The organism is Pseudomonas paralactis (assembly GCF_001439735.1).
Lineage (GTDB): Bacteria > Pseudomonadota > Gammaproteobacteria > Pseudomonadales > Pseudomonadaceae > Aquipseudomonas > Aquipseudomonas paralactis.
Map to the genome: position 1 here is coordinate 20,901 of NZ_JYLN01000002.1, position 15,321 is coordinate 36,221.

Genomic DNA, 15,321 nt, shown 5'->3' on the forward strand with positions numbered 1-15,321 from the left:
CGGATCAGCCCAGGTTGTCTTGAATCACGCCCAACACTTTGCGCGCTGTTTCAGCTGGCGCGACGGTGTTGATGTTCTTCTCGACGGTGACTTGCACGCTTTCGCCCACCTTGCTCAAACGAACCTGGTAACGCTCGGCGCGGGTTTCGATCTCTTCCTTGGTCGGCGCGCTGCCGAACAATTTGCCGAAGAAACCTGGCTCGTCGTCTTTCTTCTCGGCCTTTTCAGCCACGTTGATGTAGTACAGGCCCAGGCTGCGGTTGATGTCTTCAACGCGCCAAGGACCTTGCTCCAACGCACGGCCAACACTGGCCCAGGCACGGTCGAGGTCTTCACCCAGGTTCAGCACGACGTTACCGCTGCCGTCTTCGGTGAGGCTGACGCGGCTAGGGGTGTCGTAGTCACGGGCGGCGAGCAGGGAAACGGAACCGCCCTTCTCGGAGATACGGCTCATGCTGGCGAGCATTTCGTCGACCAGCGCAGCGTCTACGCCGGTGTTGACCGAACGCGGAGTGAAATCGACGTTGGCTGTGCTGCCGGCAGGGCGCTCGGCGCTGACCACATAGACTTCACTGGTATTGCGCTGCACGCCCGGCTCGATGCGCACACGCACACGGGCTTCACTGTCGGCGGCTACACCGCCAGCCAGCACGCGCTGGGCCATGTTGGCGGACAGCTCACGGCCTTGCTGCCACGCCGTGGTAAATTCACCGGTCTGCGGGCGTTGCTGGTCGATCCGGAAGCCGTTGTCCTGGAAGAACTGCACCGCCACCGGCCAGACTTCGGCAGGTGGGCGCTGGGCGACGATCCAGCGGTTGTCGCCACTTTTTTGCAGGCTGTAGTCGCTGGCATCGGCCACTGCCGTGATCGGCTGCGGGCGCGGTACTACGTACTCGCCCTTGACGGTGTCGTCGGCGACGTTGCGCGGGATCGGCAACAAGGGGTCAAGACGCTTGGCGACATTGACATCAGGCGGCAGCTGCATCGGTTTGGTTGCTTGCGCTTCCAGGTAATCGCTGCCGCGGTCACGGAAGTAGCCTTCCGGGCCCCATACCCAACCGCAGCCACTGGTGCTGGAGATAATCAAGGCAAGTGCGGAAAGTCCGGCCAATCGCTTCATGCGTAGTGCTTCCTCAATTAAACCAGGACGCCGGACTGGCGCAGGGCCTGTCGCAGCGGTTCGTGACAGGCTTCGCTGAGCCGGGTGAGCGGCAGACGGATACCGTCCGGCATCAGGCCCATCTCAGTCAGCGCCCATTTCACGGGGATAGGATTGGATTCGATAAACAGTGTCTTGTTGAGCGGCATCAGCTTCTCGTGGATTGCACGTGCCGTCGCGGCATCACCGGCGATGGCGGCGGCGCACATGTCGCTCATGGCACGCGGAGCCACGTTGGCGGTCACGGAGATGTTGCCCTTGCCACCCAGCAGGATCAATTCGACAGCGGTGGCGTCGTCACCGGAATACACCAGGAAGTCACTGCTCACACCGGCCAGGATGTCCTTGGCGCGCTGCAGGTCGCCGGTGGCTTCCTTGATGCCGATGATGTTCGGCACGGTGGACAGGCGGATCACGGTCTCGGCCTTCATATCGCACGCGGTGCGACCCGGTACGTTATAGAGGATCTGCGGGATCTGAACGGCTTCGGCGATGGCTTTGAAGTGCTGGTACAAGCCTTCCTGGGTCGGCTTGTTGTAGTACGGCGTCACCAGCAGGCAAGCGTCGGCGCCGGCTTTTTTGGCGTTGCGGGTCAGCTCGATCGCTTCGCGCGTGGAGTTGGCGCCCGTTCCGGCGATCACGGCGATGCGGCCCGCAACGCGTTTGACCACGAACTCGATCACCTGGATGTGTTCTTCCACATCGAGGGTGGCCGATTCACCTGTGGTGCCGACCGCCACGATGGCGTTGGTGCCCTCTTGCAGGTGGAAGTCCACCAGTTTGCCCAGGCTGTCCCAGTCGAGACGACCTTGTGCATCCATGGGTGTGACCAGTGCCACCATACTGCCCGCAATCATGCAACCGCTCCTGCCGGAAAAAGAGAGCCGTAATGGTACTGGCGCCAAGATGCTTGTACAAGCGAAGTACCGCGTGAGGATGCGTTCTGGAGCAACTAAACGTCGGGCAATGCCATCATTGGGCCAAAGCACCGCTTGAAGCCGGCCGATCACGCAATGAAAACGCCACCTCCTAGCCCTTGGCGACGCTTTTCGCTACCCTTGATCCTTTGATCGATACAGCCCACACGGTATCGACCGCTCATCGCTTTAGGAAGGCTGCATGTCCACCCCCACAGTTCGCGAACAATTCCTTGTTATCAGTGCCCTCGGCGCCAACCCCATGGAGCTGACCAACGTCCTGTGCCGCGCCAGCCATGAGAACCGCTGCGCGGTCGTGACCTCGCGCCTGACTCGCCACGGCGAGTGCAGCGCGCTGGTCCTGCAGATTTCCGGCTCCTGGGACGCCCTGGCGCGCCTGGAAACCGGCCTGCCGGGCCTGGCCAAAAAACACGACTTTACCGTCAACGTGGTGCGCAGCGCCGCCCTGGAAAATCGCCCACAGGCGTTGCCTTACGTGGCCTACGTCAGCTCAGCCTACCGTTCGGACATCGTCAACGAGCTGTGCCAGTTCTTTATCGACCATAACGTCGAGCTGGAAAACCTGACCTGTGACACCTACCAGGCGCCACAAACCGGCGGCACCATGCTCAATGCCACCTTTACCGTGACTTTGCCGGCCGGCGTACAGATCAGTTGGCTGCGCGACCAGTTCCTGGATTTCGCCGATGCCCTGAACCTCGACGCGTTGATCGAGCCGTGGCGCCCACAGAACCCAATGTAAGGAAGGACTCATGCCGGTAGCCATCGACACACCCGTGGCCGATTTCGAAGCCCAGGCCACCAGCGGCCAGACTTTCAGCCTCGCCGCCCTCAAGGGTAAGCAAGTAGTGATCTACTTCTACCCCAAGGACAGCACCCCTGGCTGCACCACCGAAGGCCAGGGCTTTCGTGACCAGTACGCGGCGTTCAAGGCGGCCAACACCGAAGTGTTCGGCGTGTCGCGTGACAGCGTGAAGTCCCACGAGAACTTCAAGGGCAAACAAGCATTTCCGTTCGAGCTGATCAGCGATAAGGACGAAGCGGTCTGCCAGCTGTTTGATGTGATCAAGTTGAAGAAGCTGTACGGCAAGGAATACCTGGGCGTGGATCGCAGCACCTTCCTGATCGACAGCCAAGGTGTGCTCCGTCAGGAATGGCGCGGCGTGAAAGTGCCGGGGCATGTTGATGCCGTGCTGGCGGCAGCGCAGGCGCTGAACAAGGCTTGATCTTGCCTCGATAAGCATAGGTATCTACACAACTTTGTGGGCTGTAGCACACACGGTAACCACGATGCGAAGCGAGTAGCTCTTGATCTTGATCTGCTTGTGATCTTGATCTCAGGCGCCCCGTTAAACCACGCTGGCCGGAATTCGACAGGGATTTGGGGGGTAAACCGGCAGGGATGCCGGTTTAGCCGCCCCGCGCCATGGATGGCGCGTGGCGGCGGCCCCCCAAATCACTGGCGGATTACGGGCACACCGAGCCCAAGCGAGGTGCCGAGTGGTGGGGCAAGAGCCCTTTGGTTACTTTGGGGCTTTTCCAAAGTGACCCGCCGTCAGGGCGGAACCCTAAGTGGCCGTTACCGCAGCAATGGATATGTACCCAATCCAACTGTGTCGCCTGTCAGGCCGCCTTAGCGAGCAAGCCCGCACACAGTTGGATTGCGGGGTGTCAGATAGATAGGGGGGCGGCTGTCAGGCCGTCTTCGCAGGCAAGCCAGCTCCCACAGTTTGATCGCAGGGTGTCAGGCAGATAGGGGGCGGCTATCAGGCCGTCTTCGCAGGCAAGCAGGCTCCCACAGTTTGATCGCAGGGTGTCAGGTAGATAGGTGTCGGCTATCAGGCCGTCTTCGCAGGCAAGCAGGCTCCCACAGTTTGATCGCAGGGTGTCAGGTAGATAGGGGGCGGCTATCAGGCCGCCTTCGCGAGCAAGCCCGCTCCCACAGTTTGATCGCAGGGTGTCAGGTAGATAGGGGGCGGCTGTCAGGCCGTCTTCGCAGGCAAGCCAGCTCCCACATTTGGATCGTGGTGGGTCAGGTAGACAAGCATCGGCCGTCAGGTCGTCACGGGAGCAAGCTCCCTTCGCCACAGGGTCAGCTTGGTACCGAAGTTGTGTAGATACCTTGCCTCGTAAGGCCCTCAGGCCTTGCGCAACCAATAACGGTACACGCCAGCGGCCTCTTCTTCCTGGACCAGCGTATGGCCCGCCAGCTTGGCAAAAGTGCGGAAATCGCGCTGGGAGCCTGCATCGGTGGCGATCACTTTAAGCACGGCCCCGCTGGCCAATCGATTGAGTTCCAGCTTGGCCTTGAGCAAGGGCAACGGGCAGTTCAGACCGCTAGCATCAAGTTCGGCGTCAAAGGCGACGGCGTCGGTCATAGTGTTACTCCAGGCAAACATTCGGGCCGCTTAGAATATCTGGTCCCAAGCTCAGTGTCCGGCTACAGTAAGCTCTTTGTCGAAAGGCTTTGTGCATGACTTTTTTGCGCCCTACCCTGCTGACGCTGGCCTGCCTGCTGGCCTCCCCGGCCTTCGCTGACGACCTGCCGTCACTTGGTGACGCCAGTTCTGCCATTGTCTCGCCCCAACAGGAATACCAACTGGGCCGCGCCTGGCTGGCCTATTTGCGCGGTCAGGTGTCGCAGCTTAACGACCCGCAACTCAAGGACTACGTAGAAACCAGCGTGTACAAGCTGGTGGAGACCAGCCAGGTCAACGATCGGCGCCTGGAGTTCATCCTGATCAACAGCCCGCAGCTCAACGCCTTTGCGGCACCCGGGGGGATCATTGGGGTGAACGGCGGCTTGTTCCTCAATGCCCAGACCGAAGGTGAATACGCCTCGGTACTGGCCCACGAACTGGCGCACTTGTCCCAGCGTCACTTCGCCCGAGGCGTGGAAGCGCAATCACGCATGCAACTGCCGATGATGGCCGCCCTGCTTGGCGGCATAATTGCCGCCGCGGCGGGAGCCGGTGATGCAGGTATCGCCGCGATTGCCGGTTCGCAAGCGGCTGCGATCCAGGAGCAGCGCAGGTTCTCCCGACAGAACGAACAAGAGGCCGACCGCATCGGCATCCTCAACCTGGAGAAAGCCGGCTACGACCCGCGGTCGATGCCCACCATGTTCGAGCGCCTGATGCGCCAGTATCGCTTCGATGCCAAGCCACCGGAGTTCCTGTTGACGCACCCGGTGACCGAATCGCGTATCGCCGACACCCGCAACCGCGCCGAACAGGCCAAACCTGGCGGCAAGGAAGACAGCCTGCGCTATCAACTGATTCGCGCACGCGTGCAGTTGAAGTACGAAGACACGCCAGGCCTGGCTGCCAAGCGCTTCCAGGCACAATTGGACGACAACCCCAAAAACGATGTGGCGCGTTATGGCCTGGCCATTGCGCAGATCAAGGGCGTCCAACTCAAGGAAGCGCGTGAAAGCCTGGCACCGCTGCTGGCCAAAGCGCCCAATGACATCACCTACAACCTGGCGCAGATCGAACTGGACATCACCAACAATCGGATGGCGGATGCCCAGCAACGTACTGACCGAATGCTCACCCAGTACCCCAGCAACTACCCGCTGAACCAGGTGCGGGTCGACCTGCTGCTTAAGCAGAACCGTACCGCCGATGCCGAGAAGGCCCTGGACGGTTTGCTCAAGTCACGCCCCGACGATCCGGACGTCTGGTATCAGGTCGCCGAGACGCGAGGCTTGTCCGGCAACATCATCGGCCTGCACCAGGCTCGCGCCGAGTACTTCGCACTGGTGGGGGACTTCCAGCAGGCCATCCAGCAACTGGACTTTGCCAAGCGCCGCGCCGGCAATAACTTCCCACTGTCCTCACGTATCGACGCACGCCAGCGTGAGCTGATCGAACAGGAACGTCTGGTGAAAGGGATGATGAGCTAAACCCGTCACCCACAAAAAAGCCCCGCTGCCGTTAACCGGCAGCGGGGCTTTTTGTTTCTATTGGAGCAGGCTTAACGATTACTCGGCCAACTTGAAGGTGATGAAGCTGGCACGACCTTGACGCAGTACGCGCATCGACACTGAACGGTTCTTCGGCAACGCCTTGGCGATGTCGGTGAACTCCTTGGTGGTGTTGATCGCCTGATTGTTCAGGTGAGTGATCACATCGCCCGGCTGCAGGCCGATCAAGGCGGCTGGGCCGTCCTGGACTTCCTTGATGACCACACCGCTTTGCAGGTCAAACGTCTTCTTCTGCTCGGCGGTCAGTTCAACCACGGCGATGCCCAGGCGGTTACTGCTGCGCTCTGCACCGGGCTTGGCGTTACCGAGGGCATCCAGCGTCGCGCCTTCTTCCGGGATCGCACCAACGGTCAGCTCAACGTTCTGGCGCTTGCCGTCACGAATCACTTCCAGCTTGGCTTTGCCGCCGGCCTTGAGCGCGCCGACCAGATGAGGCAGGTCAGCCGACATCACGATGGGTTGGCCGTTCATGCTCAAAATCACGTCGCCAACTTTCAGGCCGCCTTTGGCTGCTGGGCCATTGTCCTGGATTTGCGCAACCAGGGCACCGGCCGGCTTGTCGAGGCCGAAGGATTCAGCCAGATCTTTGTTCACTTCCTGGATCACTACGCCCAACCAGCCACGGCTGACCTTGCCACCGCTTTTCAACTGATTGGAGACGTCCATGGCCACGTCGATCGGGATCGCGAAAGACACGCCCATGAAACCACCGGAACGGGTGTAGATCTGTGAGTTGATGCCCACCACTTCGCCGGCCAGGTTGAACAATGGACCGCCGGAGTTGCCCGGGTTGATCGGCACGTCGGTCTGGATGAACGGTACGTAGTTCTCGTTTGGCAGGCTGCGGCCAATGGCACTGACGATACCCTGGGTGACGGTATGGTCAAAGCCGAATGGCGAACCGATCGCGACAACCCATTGGCCAGCCTTCAAGTCCTGAGACTTGCCCAGTTTGAGAACCGGCAGGTCCTTGCCGTCAATTTTAAGCAAGGCGACGTCGGAACGCGGGTCGGTACCGATCAGCTTGGCCTTGAGCTCACTGCGATCGGCCAGGCGCACGAGGATTTCGTCAGCATCGGCGATCACGTGATTGTTGGTCAGGATATAGCCGTCAGGCGAAATGATGAAGCCCGAACCCAGGGACTGGGCTTCGCGCTGCCCCCCGCCGCCACGAGGGGTGCGCGGCTGCGGCATGCCGCGCTCGAAGAACTCGCGCAGCATGGGCGGCAAGCCTTCCAGGTCGGGCATTTGCTGGTTCGAGACTTTGCGATCCGGCAGTTTCTGGGTGGTACTGATATTGACCACGGCCGGTGAGGCTTGCTCTACCAGTTGGGTGAAGTCAGGCAGCTCGACTGCTTGCGCAGGTAAGGCCTGACCCAGCACCAGCACTGTGGCAACTATGGATAGGTAAGACTTCAAACGTGGTATCGACATACAGCTCCCGTTACGACGAGCAGGGTTGAGCGACAGGGTCCAATAAACGCCGAATGCGACAAACGACATTTTTGTTCCGCGAACAAAACAAGGCCAGAGCCAACAAACCCTGACCTATAAAAAACATGGGAAGTTTTTGCAAGTGAAAATGCTGATCCAGAAGTTTCATACGCTCGCTCCCCAAACAAACCTGGGCACAGATTGAAAGGTCAGGATGAACATAGAATTAACAATCTCACGGCTTGGCAGCGGCCTTTTCACCGCGTACCGACAGCGCGATACGCTCAGCAGTGCCGACCGGAATTTCCCCTACCACGGTAACCATCATCTCCCCGTCAACCGTATTCAAACGCCGAGAAACCGCCACAGTCGGGCCGAGCTGAGCGCGGGTTTCATTCATATCGGCGCCCCTGGCGGACTCAAGAAATACAGAAAACCGTGCGAGCCCATCGTCATACATCAGGCTATCGACGCTCGATTCCGTTTGGGAGTCTTTGCGCGTAGCGCTGCTGATCTGCTTGAAGCCAGGCGGCAGCCAATCCAGATGCCACGCCTGGGAGGCAGGCATGTCAGAGGCTTTATCGGTGGAAACAGCGACGGGCGAACATCCGCTGCCTGGCTTTAAGTCGTGCTCGGCAGGAATGACCGAGGTATCCAGGCGAGCATATTGAAAGCGCTCCAGCAACTGCCCCTGATCATTGAGCAGCAGGGATTTAAGCGGCAGAGCCGTCTCACGATCCAGATGCAACTCAAAACCGTAGCGGTAGTGATCTCGCGGGCTGATCGACACAATCACTGCGTGACGACCAGCCACGCGGGATTTGCCAATGACGGCCAGTTCATAAAATTGAGTGAGTTTTTTTGAATCGAAAGCACGCGAGGGTGCATCGGAAGATTTGACCAACCCAGCAATCAGATCGCCACTGACGCATTGCGTCCGGCCATCCAACCGTACCGTTTCCCGGGGTGGGCCATCCAGTTGCAGCAGCCGTTCACGAACATGACCATCCTGAACCCGGTGCCAGATAGCGTGGGTAGAAAAACTGCCATTGCGTTCGTAAACAAACGTACCTTCAAAGCTTTGCTGCTGCTCTGCACGCCCAAGTCGAGTCAGCCAGTCTTGGGCTTCATCGGCATGGGCGGATAGTGCAAACCAACTACTGAGCAAAAGCGTAAGGAGCGGTATGGCGCGCATAGAGCTCCTTAGCGAATCAGCGGTTTTCCTGACTGGCTGCGCGAGCGTACGGCAGAGCGCTTTCGGTGCCTTTGGCAGCCGATTCCTGAGCGTGCTGACGCAGGTAGCCTGGAAGACGCTGATCTTGCCAGCCGGATTGCCCTTGAAGCACACCGTTGGCCATAGGGCCGGTGGCATCGGAGCTTTCCTTGTAGCCTGCCAGTACAGCCGGACCTTTGACTTGTGGACCCGCCATGACCGGTTGCTGAGTTTGCTGGGCCAGTTCGGCACCGGCAATTTCATCCTGATTGTACAGACGAACACCAGCCAGTACGGCCACAGTCACCGAGGCAGCCACTGCCAGTCGACCCAGGCTACGCCACGGGCCACGAGCAGTCTTGGCCGGAACGGCTTCATCAGCCAGCGCGGCAGAAACGGCCGCAGCAATATCCAGACGAGGGATTAAAAGATCCTTGTGCATCACCGCCCGAGCGACTTGGTAACGAGACCAGGTATCACGGGTTTGGGCGTCATCAAATGCGTTGAGCACTCGACGAAGTTCCAGTTCATCCGCTTCGTTATCCATCACTGCGGACAGCGATTCCTGCAGGGCATCACGACTCATGGCGGTTCCTCTCTTGGCTGTCGCCGCTGTCTTTAGTTTTCCTGCAACAATGGTTGCAAGGCTTTGTCGATGGCTTCCCGGGCCCGGAAAATCCGTGACCTTACAGTCCCCACCGGACATTGCATGACGCTCGCAATGTCTTCGTAACTCAGACCATCGAATTCACGTAAAGTTAACGCCGTACGCAAATCTTCTGGCAGTTGCTGAATGGTTCGATGGACGGTGCCTTCGATCTCGTCGCGCAGCAATGCACGCTCCGGCGACTCGAGATCTTTGAGGCCGTGATCACCATCGTAAAACTCAGCATCTTCTGAACTGACATCACTGTCTGGTGGGCGGCGGCCGCGAGACACCAGATAGTTCTTCGCCGTGTTAATAGCGATACGGTATAGCCACGTGTAAAACGCGCTGTCACCGCGGAAATTTCCAAGTGCACGGTAAGCCTTGATAAAGGCTTCCTGTGCAACGTCCTGCGCTTCATGGGTGTCGTGCACAAACCGCACGATCAACCCGAGAATTTTGTGCTGGTATTTCAGCACTAGCAGATCAAATGCTCGCTTGTCGCCGCGTTGTACGCGCTCGACCAGCTGCTGATCCTCTTCCTGGGTTAGCATGAACACTCCTCGTTGTACTTGAACGAGGCTTGCATAACTAAACGATCAGGCTTGCAAACATAGACTCGGGCTTTTCGCAAAAGTTCTCCCCCTTCAAGCAAGTTTCCGGCATGCACTGATTTGGCACACACGAAAAACGCAGCCCGGGCGGGGCCGGCTGCGCGAATAATCTTGTCGCCGGTTTCGTGACGCGTCCAATGCTCCCGACGGGCCAATAAACTCAACGTTTTCCCAGCTTTCGGGCAACCTGCTATTGAGTCGGGGCTCATGCAAAAAGTTCCCGTCCCGCCAACCGGCCGTTTCCCAAAGCTGCGCGGCATAATCTCACAATGCCACGAATGCGTGGCTATTGTGCCGCTCCACCCCTCTATATACTAGTGGCCCGTGTGACCCTTTGATTCGCCGATCCAGGCGTCCTGTTTGCGCCGCTCCTTCGGATCGCTTTTTGCGGAATCCTTCAAATGAGCCAACAGTTTCAACACGATGTGCTGGTGATCGGCAGCGGTGCAGCCGGCTTGAGCCTTGCCCTGACCCTGCCCCCCCACCTGCGCATTGCGGTTTTGAGCAAGGGCGACCTGGCCAACGGCTCGACATTCTGGGCCCAGGGCGGTGTCGCGGCGGTACTGGACGACACCGACACGGTGCAATCGCACGTCGAAGACACCCTCAACGCCGGCGGCGGTCTGTGCAATGAAGACGCCGTACGCTTCACCGTCGAGCACAGCCGCGAAGCCATCCAATGGCTGATCGACCAAGGCGTACCCTTCACCCGCGATGAACATGCCGGCAGCGACGACGGCGGCTTTGAGTTCCACCTGACCCGCGAAGGCGGCCACAGCCATCGCCGCATCATTCACGCCGCCGACGCCACCGGTGCTGCGATTTTCAAGACCCTGCTCGAACAGGCGCGCCAACGGCCCAACATTCAGTTACTGGAGCAACGCGTCGCCGTCGACCTGATCACCGAAAAACGTCTGGGTCTGGACGGCGAGCGCTGCCTTGGCGCCTACGTACTCAATCGCACCAGTGGCGAAGTCGATACCTACGGCGCGCGCTTCACTATTCTTGCCTCGGGCGGGGCAGCCAAGGTTTATCTCTATACCAGCAATCCCGACGGCGCCTGCGGTGACGGCATTGCCATGGCCTGGCGCTCGGGCTGCCGGGTGGCCAACCTGGAGTTCAACCAGTTCCACCCTACTTGCCTGTACCACCCGCAAGCCAAGAGCTTCCTGATCACCGAAGCCCTGCGCGGCGAAGGTGCGCACTTGAAGCTGCCCAATGGCGAGCGCTTCATGCAGCGCTTCGACCCACGCGCCGAGCTGGCACCGCGCGACATTGTCGCCCGCGCCATCGACCACGAGATGAAGCGCCTGGGTATCGATTGCGTCTACCTGGACATCAGCCACAAGCCCGAAGCGTTTATCAAGACACACTTTCCGACCGTCTATGAACGCTGCCTGACCTTCAATATCGACATCACCAAAGGTCCGATCCCAGTGGTGCCGGCTGCGCACTATACCTGCGGCGGCGTGATGGTCGACCAGCACGGGCGCACCGACGTGCCCGGCCTCTATGCCATCGGCGAAACCAGTTTTACCGGCCTGCACGGTGCCAACCGCATGGCCAGCAACTCACTGCTTGAATGTTTTGTGTACGCACGCTCGGCAGCGGCGGATATTCTGGAACAACTGCCGCATATCCCGGTTCCGGCCGCCCTGCCCCGCTGGGACGCCAGCCAGGTCACCGATTCGGACGAAGACGTGATCATCGCTCACAACTGGGACGAGTTGCGGCGTTTCATGTGGGACTACGTGGGCATTGTGCGCACCAACAAGCGCCTGCAACGGGCGCAGCACCGGGTACGCTTGCTGTTGGACGAGATTGACGAGTTCTACAGCAACTACCGAGTAAGCAGAGACCTGATTGAATTGAGGAACCTTGCTCAAGTAGCGGAACTGATGATCAGGTCTGCCATGGAACGTAAGGAATCTCGGGGTCTGCACTACACGCTGGACTATCCAGGGATGCTGCCAGAGGCGAAGGATACGATCCTTACACCGACCTGATGAGGCACGTTAAGAGACCTTAGCGTAGCACCATAGAACCCCGTTTTGTAACAGCTTTGGCGCACATTTGTCCCAACGCTGGGGTCCTTATCGCCTGCCCGCAAGGGTCCTTATCGTGCGCCTGAGCGAGTGCGCGAGGGCCTACGGGGGTAAGCGCGCAGGTTAGTAATTACAGGTGGTCACTCAGATTTTTGTGTCATTTTCTCATCACCCTTGGGGCGTCATCGAGTCAACATTGAGTATCCAGCAAGTCATGCCCTGGGCTCAGTACTTAAGGGGTTTTCCAGACAGAGACCTGTTTTAAGCAACCTCAGCAGGGACCATAGGGGGCCAGCATGAACGCTTAAAGGAAAGCTCAAGGTGACGCGCCCAGGGCCTAAGGATGGCAGACCCTGGGGCTCTAAAAGGAGATGGTGAGCTGTCTTATAAGACTCACTGGCCTTGACCTCTATCACATCCATACGCCTCCTGGGAGACAGGCCACCATAACCCGTAGACCCTACGGTCTCAGGATGCGAATAGGGATAAAGGACAAGCCACTGAGGCCTGAACGATACAGCTAAGGGAGGTGATGCTTATCAGCAATAATCACCAATCACTGAGGAACCCGATGAGGTGTCATTAAGGCTCTCGAAGTATCCTGGCTGAAGTTCCACGGGATTGGCGTTAACTATCGACGGTCAGTGTCGGATTGCGAACATGAGGGACCTTTAAGGTAACGCTCATAGAGAGGTCATTAAGGGACCATCAGGGAGGGTCTCTCCTCTCTCCTTAGTGAGGGGATCCGGGATTGAGATTTTGACGCTATCAAACTGACACAATGACAACCAACTGACATACCCAAAGGTGGCTATAGGGCCACAGCTCAGGGTCTGTCAGGTCATCACACAGCGGCCACAAGAGTGACCCACGGGGCAGTCAGTACAGCAGCGGCTATGCCTGTGCCCAGGTCAGACAGCACCTCACGGACAACCTCAGAGACCAGCTCAAGCATCCCCTCAGGGATCGTTAAGCCAATCAGCAAGGCCACAGTACAGACCAGACGCCAGAAGGCCTTAGTGTAAGCGTCTGGCAGACACACCTTGCTGATAGCTAAACTGCCGCCTTTCGTTTGTGGGTGATGGAGCCTACTTGCAGGAGTAGGCACTACCCTTTTGATGTCCTACGATCCGACGACGCTATCAAGTAGCGACGTCCCATAGGAGTTGTCCACTACGCATAGCCATTTTTCCGAGATTTGTCGAAACACGTAGGTCGCCCTGCGCGAAATCTCAGTTTTCACACCGTCCTTATCCGTGGCCTGTAGCAAGGTCTCCATGATAACGAGAGCTACATCACCTCCTTGTATAACTTGGATCTCCCCCTGTGTGACAACGATGCTGTTATTGAAATGATCCGCAATGGCGACAAAAGCTCGGCGGATGCTCTCTTTGCCTGAGACGGTCAATCCTGGTTTGACCACAAGACTGGCGTCATCCGCATAAAATTTCATCAGTTCGTCGAAATCTTCGGCTGTGATAGCGCGATCAGCGGCCTCGATTGTCTCTTTGAGAGTTCGGGTAAGTGCGTCCATTCCTGTGCTCCTGTATGAGCCTCAGAAGCAGGAATGAAAAACCCCGCTTTTGAGGCGGGGTTCGGCAGATCGTACGCAGCCCCACCACCTATGTGAAGGCGATAATAATTGAACTTGCGCAACGGAAACTGTAACTGTTCATGGCATGAATCTGCCGCATAAAGCCAAGAAAATCAACTGATACAATCCTGCATGGGCACACCGTTTGCCACTACACCGGTCTCCACTGATGCGGCAGCAACTGGCCGATCTCACTCGCCCGCTGCGCCGGCAACCGAGTTAGCACATCTTTGAGATAGGCATATGGATCATGCCCATTCAGCCGGGCAGACTGGATCAAGCTCATAATCGCCGCCGCTCGTTTACCACTGCGAAGCGACCCGGCAAACAACCAATTCGAGCGCCCGAGAGCCCATGGTCGGATCTGATTTTCGACTGGATTATTGTCGATGGGCACAGCTCCGTCATCAAGGTAGCGCGTCAGCGCTACCCAGCGTCAAGACTTCGATAAGATCCCTCACAGTCACCCGGCGTCTAAATCCAGTGAATTAGTGTTTTGGTGAAACCTTATTCCTCAAGGACCTCATAGGAGAGGACCGAAAGGGATCTTATCGAAGCCCACAAGGAACCCTTGCGAGAGCCCTGTAGGTGCATCGGGTGTCACTTGGTTTCCAGTTCGATCAAGGTGACCACTGGATACTTGACGGTCTCGGTTTGCAGCTTCTCTTTAGGGTCGGCTGGGTTGGCGATCTTGAGGCGGACCATAGCGTTAGCCACTACGTCAGCCACACCGCTAATCTCGATGTCGAAACCTTGGATGGCTGGGTTACGGGTAACATGGGTCGACCAGATGTCGCCGTCACGTTGCTCACGGAAAGACAGCATGGCGAAGGCGTTAGGGACCATAAAGATCAGACCTTTAGGGCCGCTGTGGTACTGGATACCCGCGCCGATCAACTCGGACACGTCCTCTACGCCAGCACGCTGTGCGGCACGATCAAGGGTCGGCCCCATGCTGATTGGGAGCATGTAGGTGAAGTCATCCAGACCTGAACCAAAGGCGGTGTCTACGTTGACGGCCAGGATGTCGATAAGGTCCTCAGCGACTTCACGCGGTGCGCCTATAGGCATGGTTGCCTTGACCTTACGCAGGTTGGCGGTCTTAGCCAGGATCTTAGCCACGGTGGTGTTGCACTGGATTTGGAAGTCAGTCAGCAGCTTGACGATGGTTTGTTCTGCGCCGTTGGCGGTGAAGCCTGCGATGACGTTTGCATCCAGCACAGTCAGGCGGGTCGAGAACAGGGCGGCAGTGCTGCAAGGCTCAGAGAACAGGAAGTCACCGGCGATGGCCTTACCCTTGGTGACCACTTGCGAACGGTCATACAGGGAGGTGCGTGGGTCGAACTCGATGTCTCGGCTTTCCAGTAGGGCCACTTGTTGCACGGTCGGCTCAGTACCTGTAGGACGGAACTCACAGGAGATTGCCTCCTCAGCAGCCTCACGCCAGTCCTCGGAGTTGAGGTAAGTGTTGATACCGTTCTGCATGAAGGCCACGTAGTCCAGTTCGTTAGGTGCAGCGCCTTGACGTAAACGGGAGTCACTGAAACGGGCCACAGTGGAACCCTCAACGACCGACTCAACGTGCATACGGTCAGGCATGGCGAAACGGTCACGGGCGTCACGGTGGTCAGTGTTGCGGTTAATGGTGCCGGTTGCGTGGTTCAGTTTTACTTTAGACATGTGGGAATCT

13 protein-coding genes and 1 pseudogene are annotated in these 15,321 nt (G+C 58.3%); 4 read left to right on the forward strand and 10 right to left on the reverse strand.

Annotated features, from left to right (window positions below; translation table 11 throughout):
• Window positions 1-4 precede the first annotated feature (4 nt).
• Window positions 5-1,120, reverse strand: a complete 1,116-nt coding sequence (bamC, locus tag TX23_RS04280; protein ID WP_057701163.1) for an outer membrane protein assembly factor BamC — start codon at window positions 1,118-1,120, stop codon at window positions 5-7.
• 17 nt (window positions 1,121-1,137) lie between these two features.
• Complete coding sequence (gene dapA / locus TX23_RS04285) at window positions 1,138-2,016, reverse strand: 4-hydroxy-tetrahydrodipicolinate synthase (RefSeq protein ID WP_057701164.1); 879 nt, start codon at window positions 2,014-2,016, stop codon at window positions 1,138-1,140.
• 262 nt (window positions 2,017-2,278) lie between these two features.
• On the opposite strand from dapA, the gene TX23_RS04290 reads away from it, so the two are divergent.
• Together TX23_RS04290 and TX23_RS04295 are read left to right on the forward strand one after the other, a co-directional pair.
• Complete coding sequence (locus TX23_RS04290) at window positions 2,279-2,839, forward strand: glycine cleavage system protein R (protein WP_003189463.1); 561 nt, start codon at window positions 2,279-2,281, stop codon at window positions 2,837-2,839.
• 10 nt (window positions 2,840-2,849) lie between these two features.
• Window positions 2,850-3,323: a peroxiredoxin gene (locus TX23_RS04295; RefSeq protein WP_057701165.1), complete on the forward strand. Its 474-nt coding sequence runs from the start codon at window positions 2,850-2,852 to the stop codon at window positions 3,321-3,323.
• A gap of 912 nt (window positions 3,324-4,235) precedes the next feature.
• Here the strand turns inward: TX23_RS04295 and TX23_RS04300 are convergent.
• Window positions 4,236-4,475, reverse strand: coding sequence for a sulfurtransferase TusA family protein (locus TX23_RS04300; protein ID WP_057701166.1), 240 nt, complete (start codon window positions 4,473-4,475; stop codon window positions 4,236-4,238).
• Between the two features lie 95 nt (window positions 4,476-4,570).
• Here TX23_RS04300 and TX23_RS04305 point away from each other — a divergent pair, with 95 nt between their 5' ends.
• A complete protein-coding gene (locus TX23_RS04305) occupies window positions 4,571-6,004 on the forward strand; it encodes a M48 family metalloprotease (protein WP_057701167.1) in 1,434 nt (477 codons plus the stop codon).
• Window positions 6,005-6,082: 78 nt separating this feature from the next.
• On the opposite strand, the gene TX23_RS04310 is transcribed toward TX23_RS04305, so the two are convergent.
• The 4 genes from TX23_RS04310 to rpoE all read right to left on the reverse strand — a co-directional run bounded on the left by TX23_RS04310 (window position 6,083) and on the right by rpoE (window position 9,932).
• Window positions 6,083-7,519: a DegQ family serine endoprotease gene (locus tag TX23_RS04310; RefSeq protein WP_005786015.1), complete on the reverse strand. Its 1,437-nt coding sequence runs from the start codon at window positions 7,517-7,519 to the stop codon at window positions 6,083-6,085.
• A gap of 235 nt (window positions 7,520-7,754) precedes the next feature.
• Complete coding sequence (locus tag TX23_RS04315) at window positions 7,755-8,714, reverse strand: MucB/RseB C-terminal domain-containing protein (RefSeq protein WP_057701168.1); 960 nt, start codon at window positions 8,712-8,714, stop codon at window positions 7,755-7,757.
• Window positions 8,715-8,730: 16 nt separating this feature from the next.
• Window positions 8,731-9,318, reverse strand: a complete 588-nt coding sequence (locus tag TX23_RS04320; protein ID WP_057701169.1) for a sigma-E factor negative regulatory protein — start codon at window positions 9,316-9,318, stop codon at window positions 8,731-8,733.
• A 32-nt stretch (window positions 9,319-9,350) separates the two neighbouring features.
• Window positions 9,351-9,932: an RNA polymerase sigma factor RpoE gene (gene rpoE, locus TX23_RS04325; protein WP_003172477.1), complete on the reverse strand. Its 582-nt coding sequence runs from the start codon at window positions 9,930-9,932 to the stop codon at window positions 9,351-9,353.
• A gap of 461 nt (window positions 9,933-10,393) precedes the next feature.
• On the opposite strand from rpoE, the gene nadB reads away from it, so the two are divergent.
• Window positions 10,394-11,998: an L-aspartate oxidase gene (gene nadB, locus TX23_RS04330; protein WP_057701170.1), complete on the forward strand. Its 1,605-nt coding sequence runs from the start codon at window positions 10,394-10,396 to the stop codon at window positions 11,996-11,998.
• 1,162 nt (window positions 11,999-13,160) lie between these two features.
• On the opposite strand, the gene TX23_RS04340 is transcribed toward nadB, so the two are convergent.
• The 3 genes and pseudogenes from TX23_RS04340 to TX23_RS04345 form a co-directional block, all read right to left on the reverse strand.
• Window positions 13,161-13,571 (reverse strand): YybH family protein, encoded by a 411-nt coding sequence (locus TX23_RS04340; RefSeq protein WP_005756306.1) that lies wholly within the window; start codon window positions 13,569-13,571, stop codon window positions 13,161-13,163.
• A gap of 211 nt (window positions 13,572-13,782) precedes the next feature.
• Window positions 13,783-14,067, reverse strand: a pseudogene (locus tag TX23_RS26850) (transposase domain-containing protein); the annotation flags it as partial.
• 164 nt (window positions 14,068-14,231) lie between these two features.
• The gene (locus tag TX23_RS04345; RefSeq protein WP_057701172.1) at window positions 14,232-15,311 is read right to left on the reverse strand and encodes a hypothetical protein; all 1,080 of its coding nucleotides are present in this window, start codon (window positions 15,309-15,311) and stop codon (window positions 14,232-14,234) included.
• Between the last annotated feature and the right edge of the window lie 10 nt (window positions 15,312-15,321).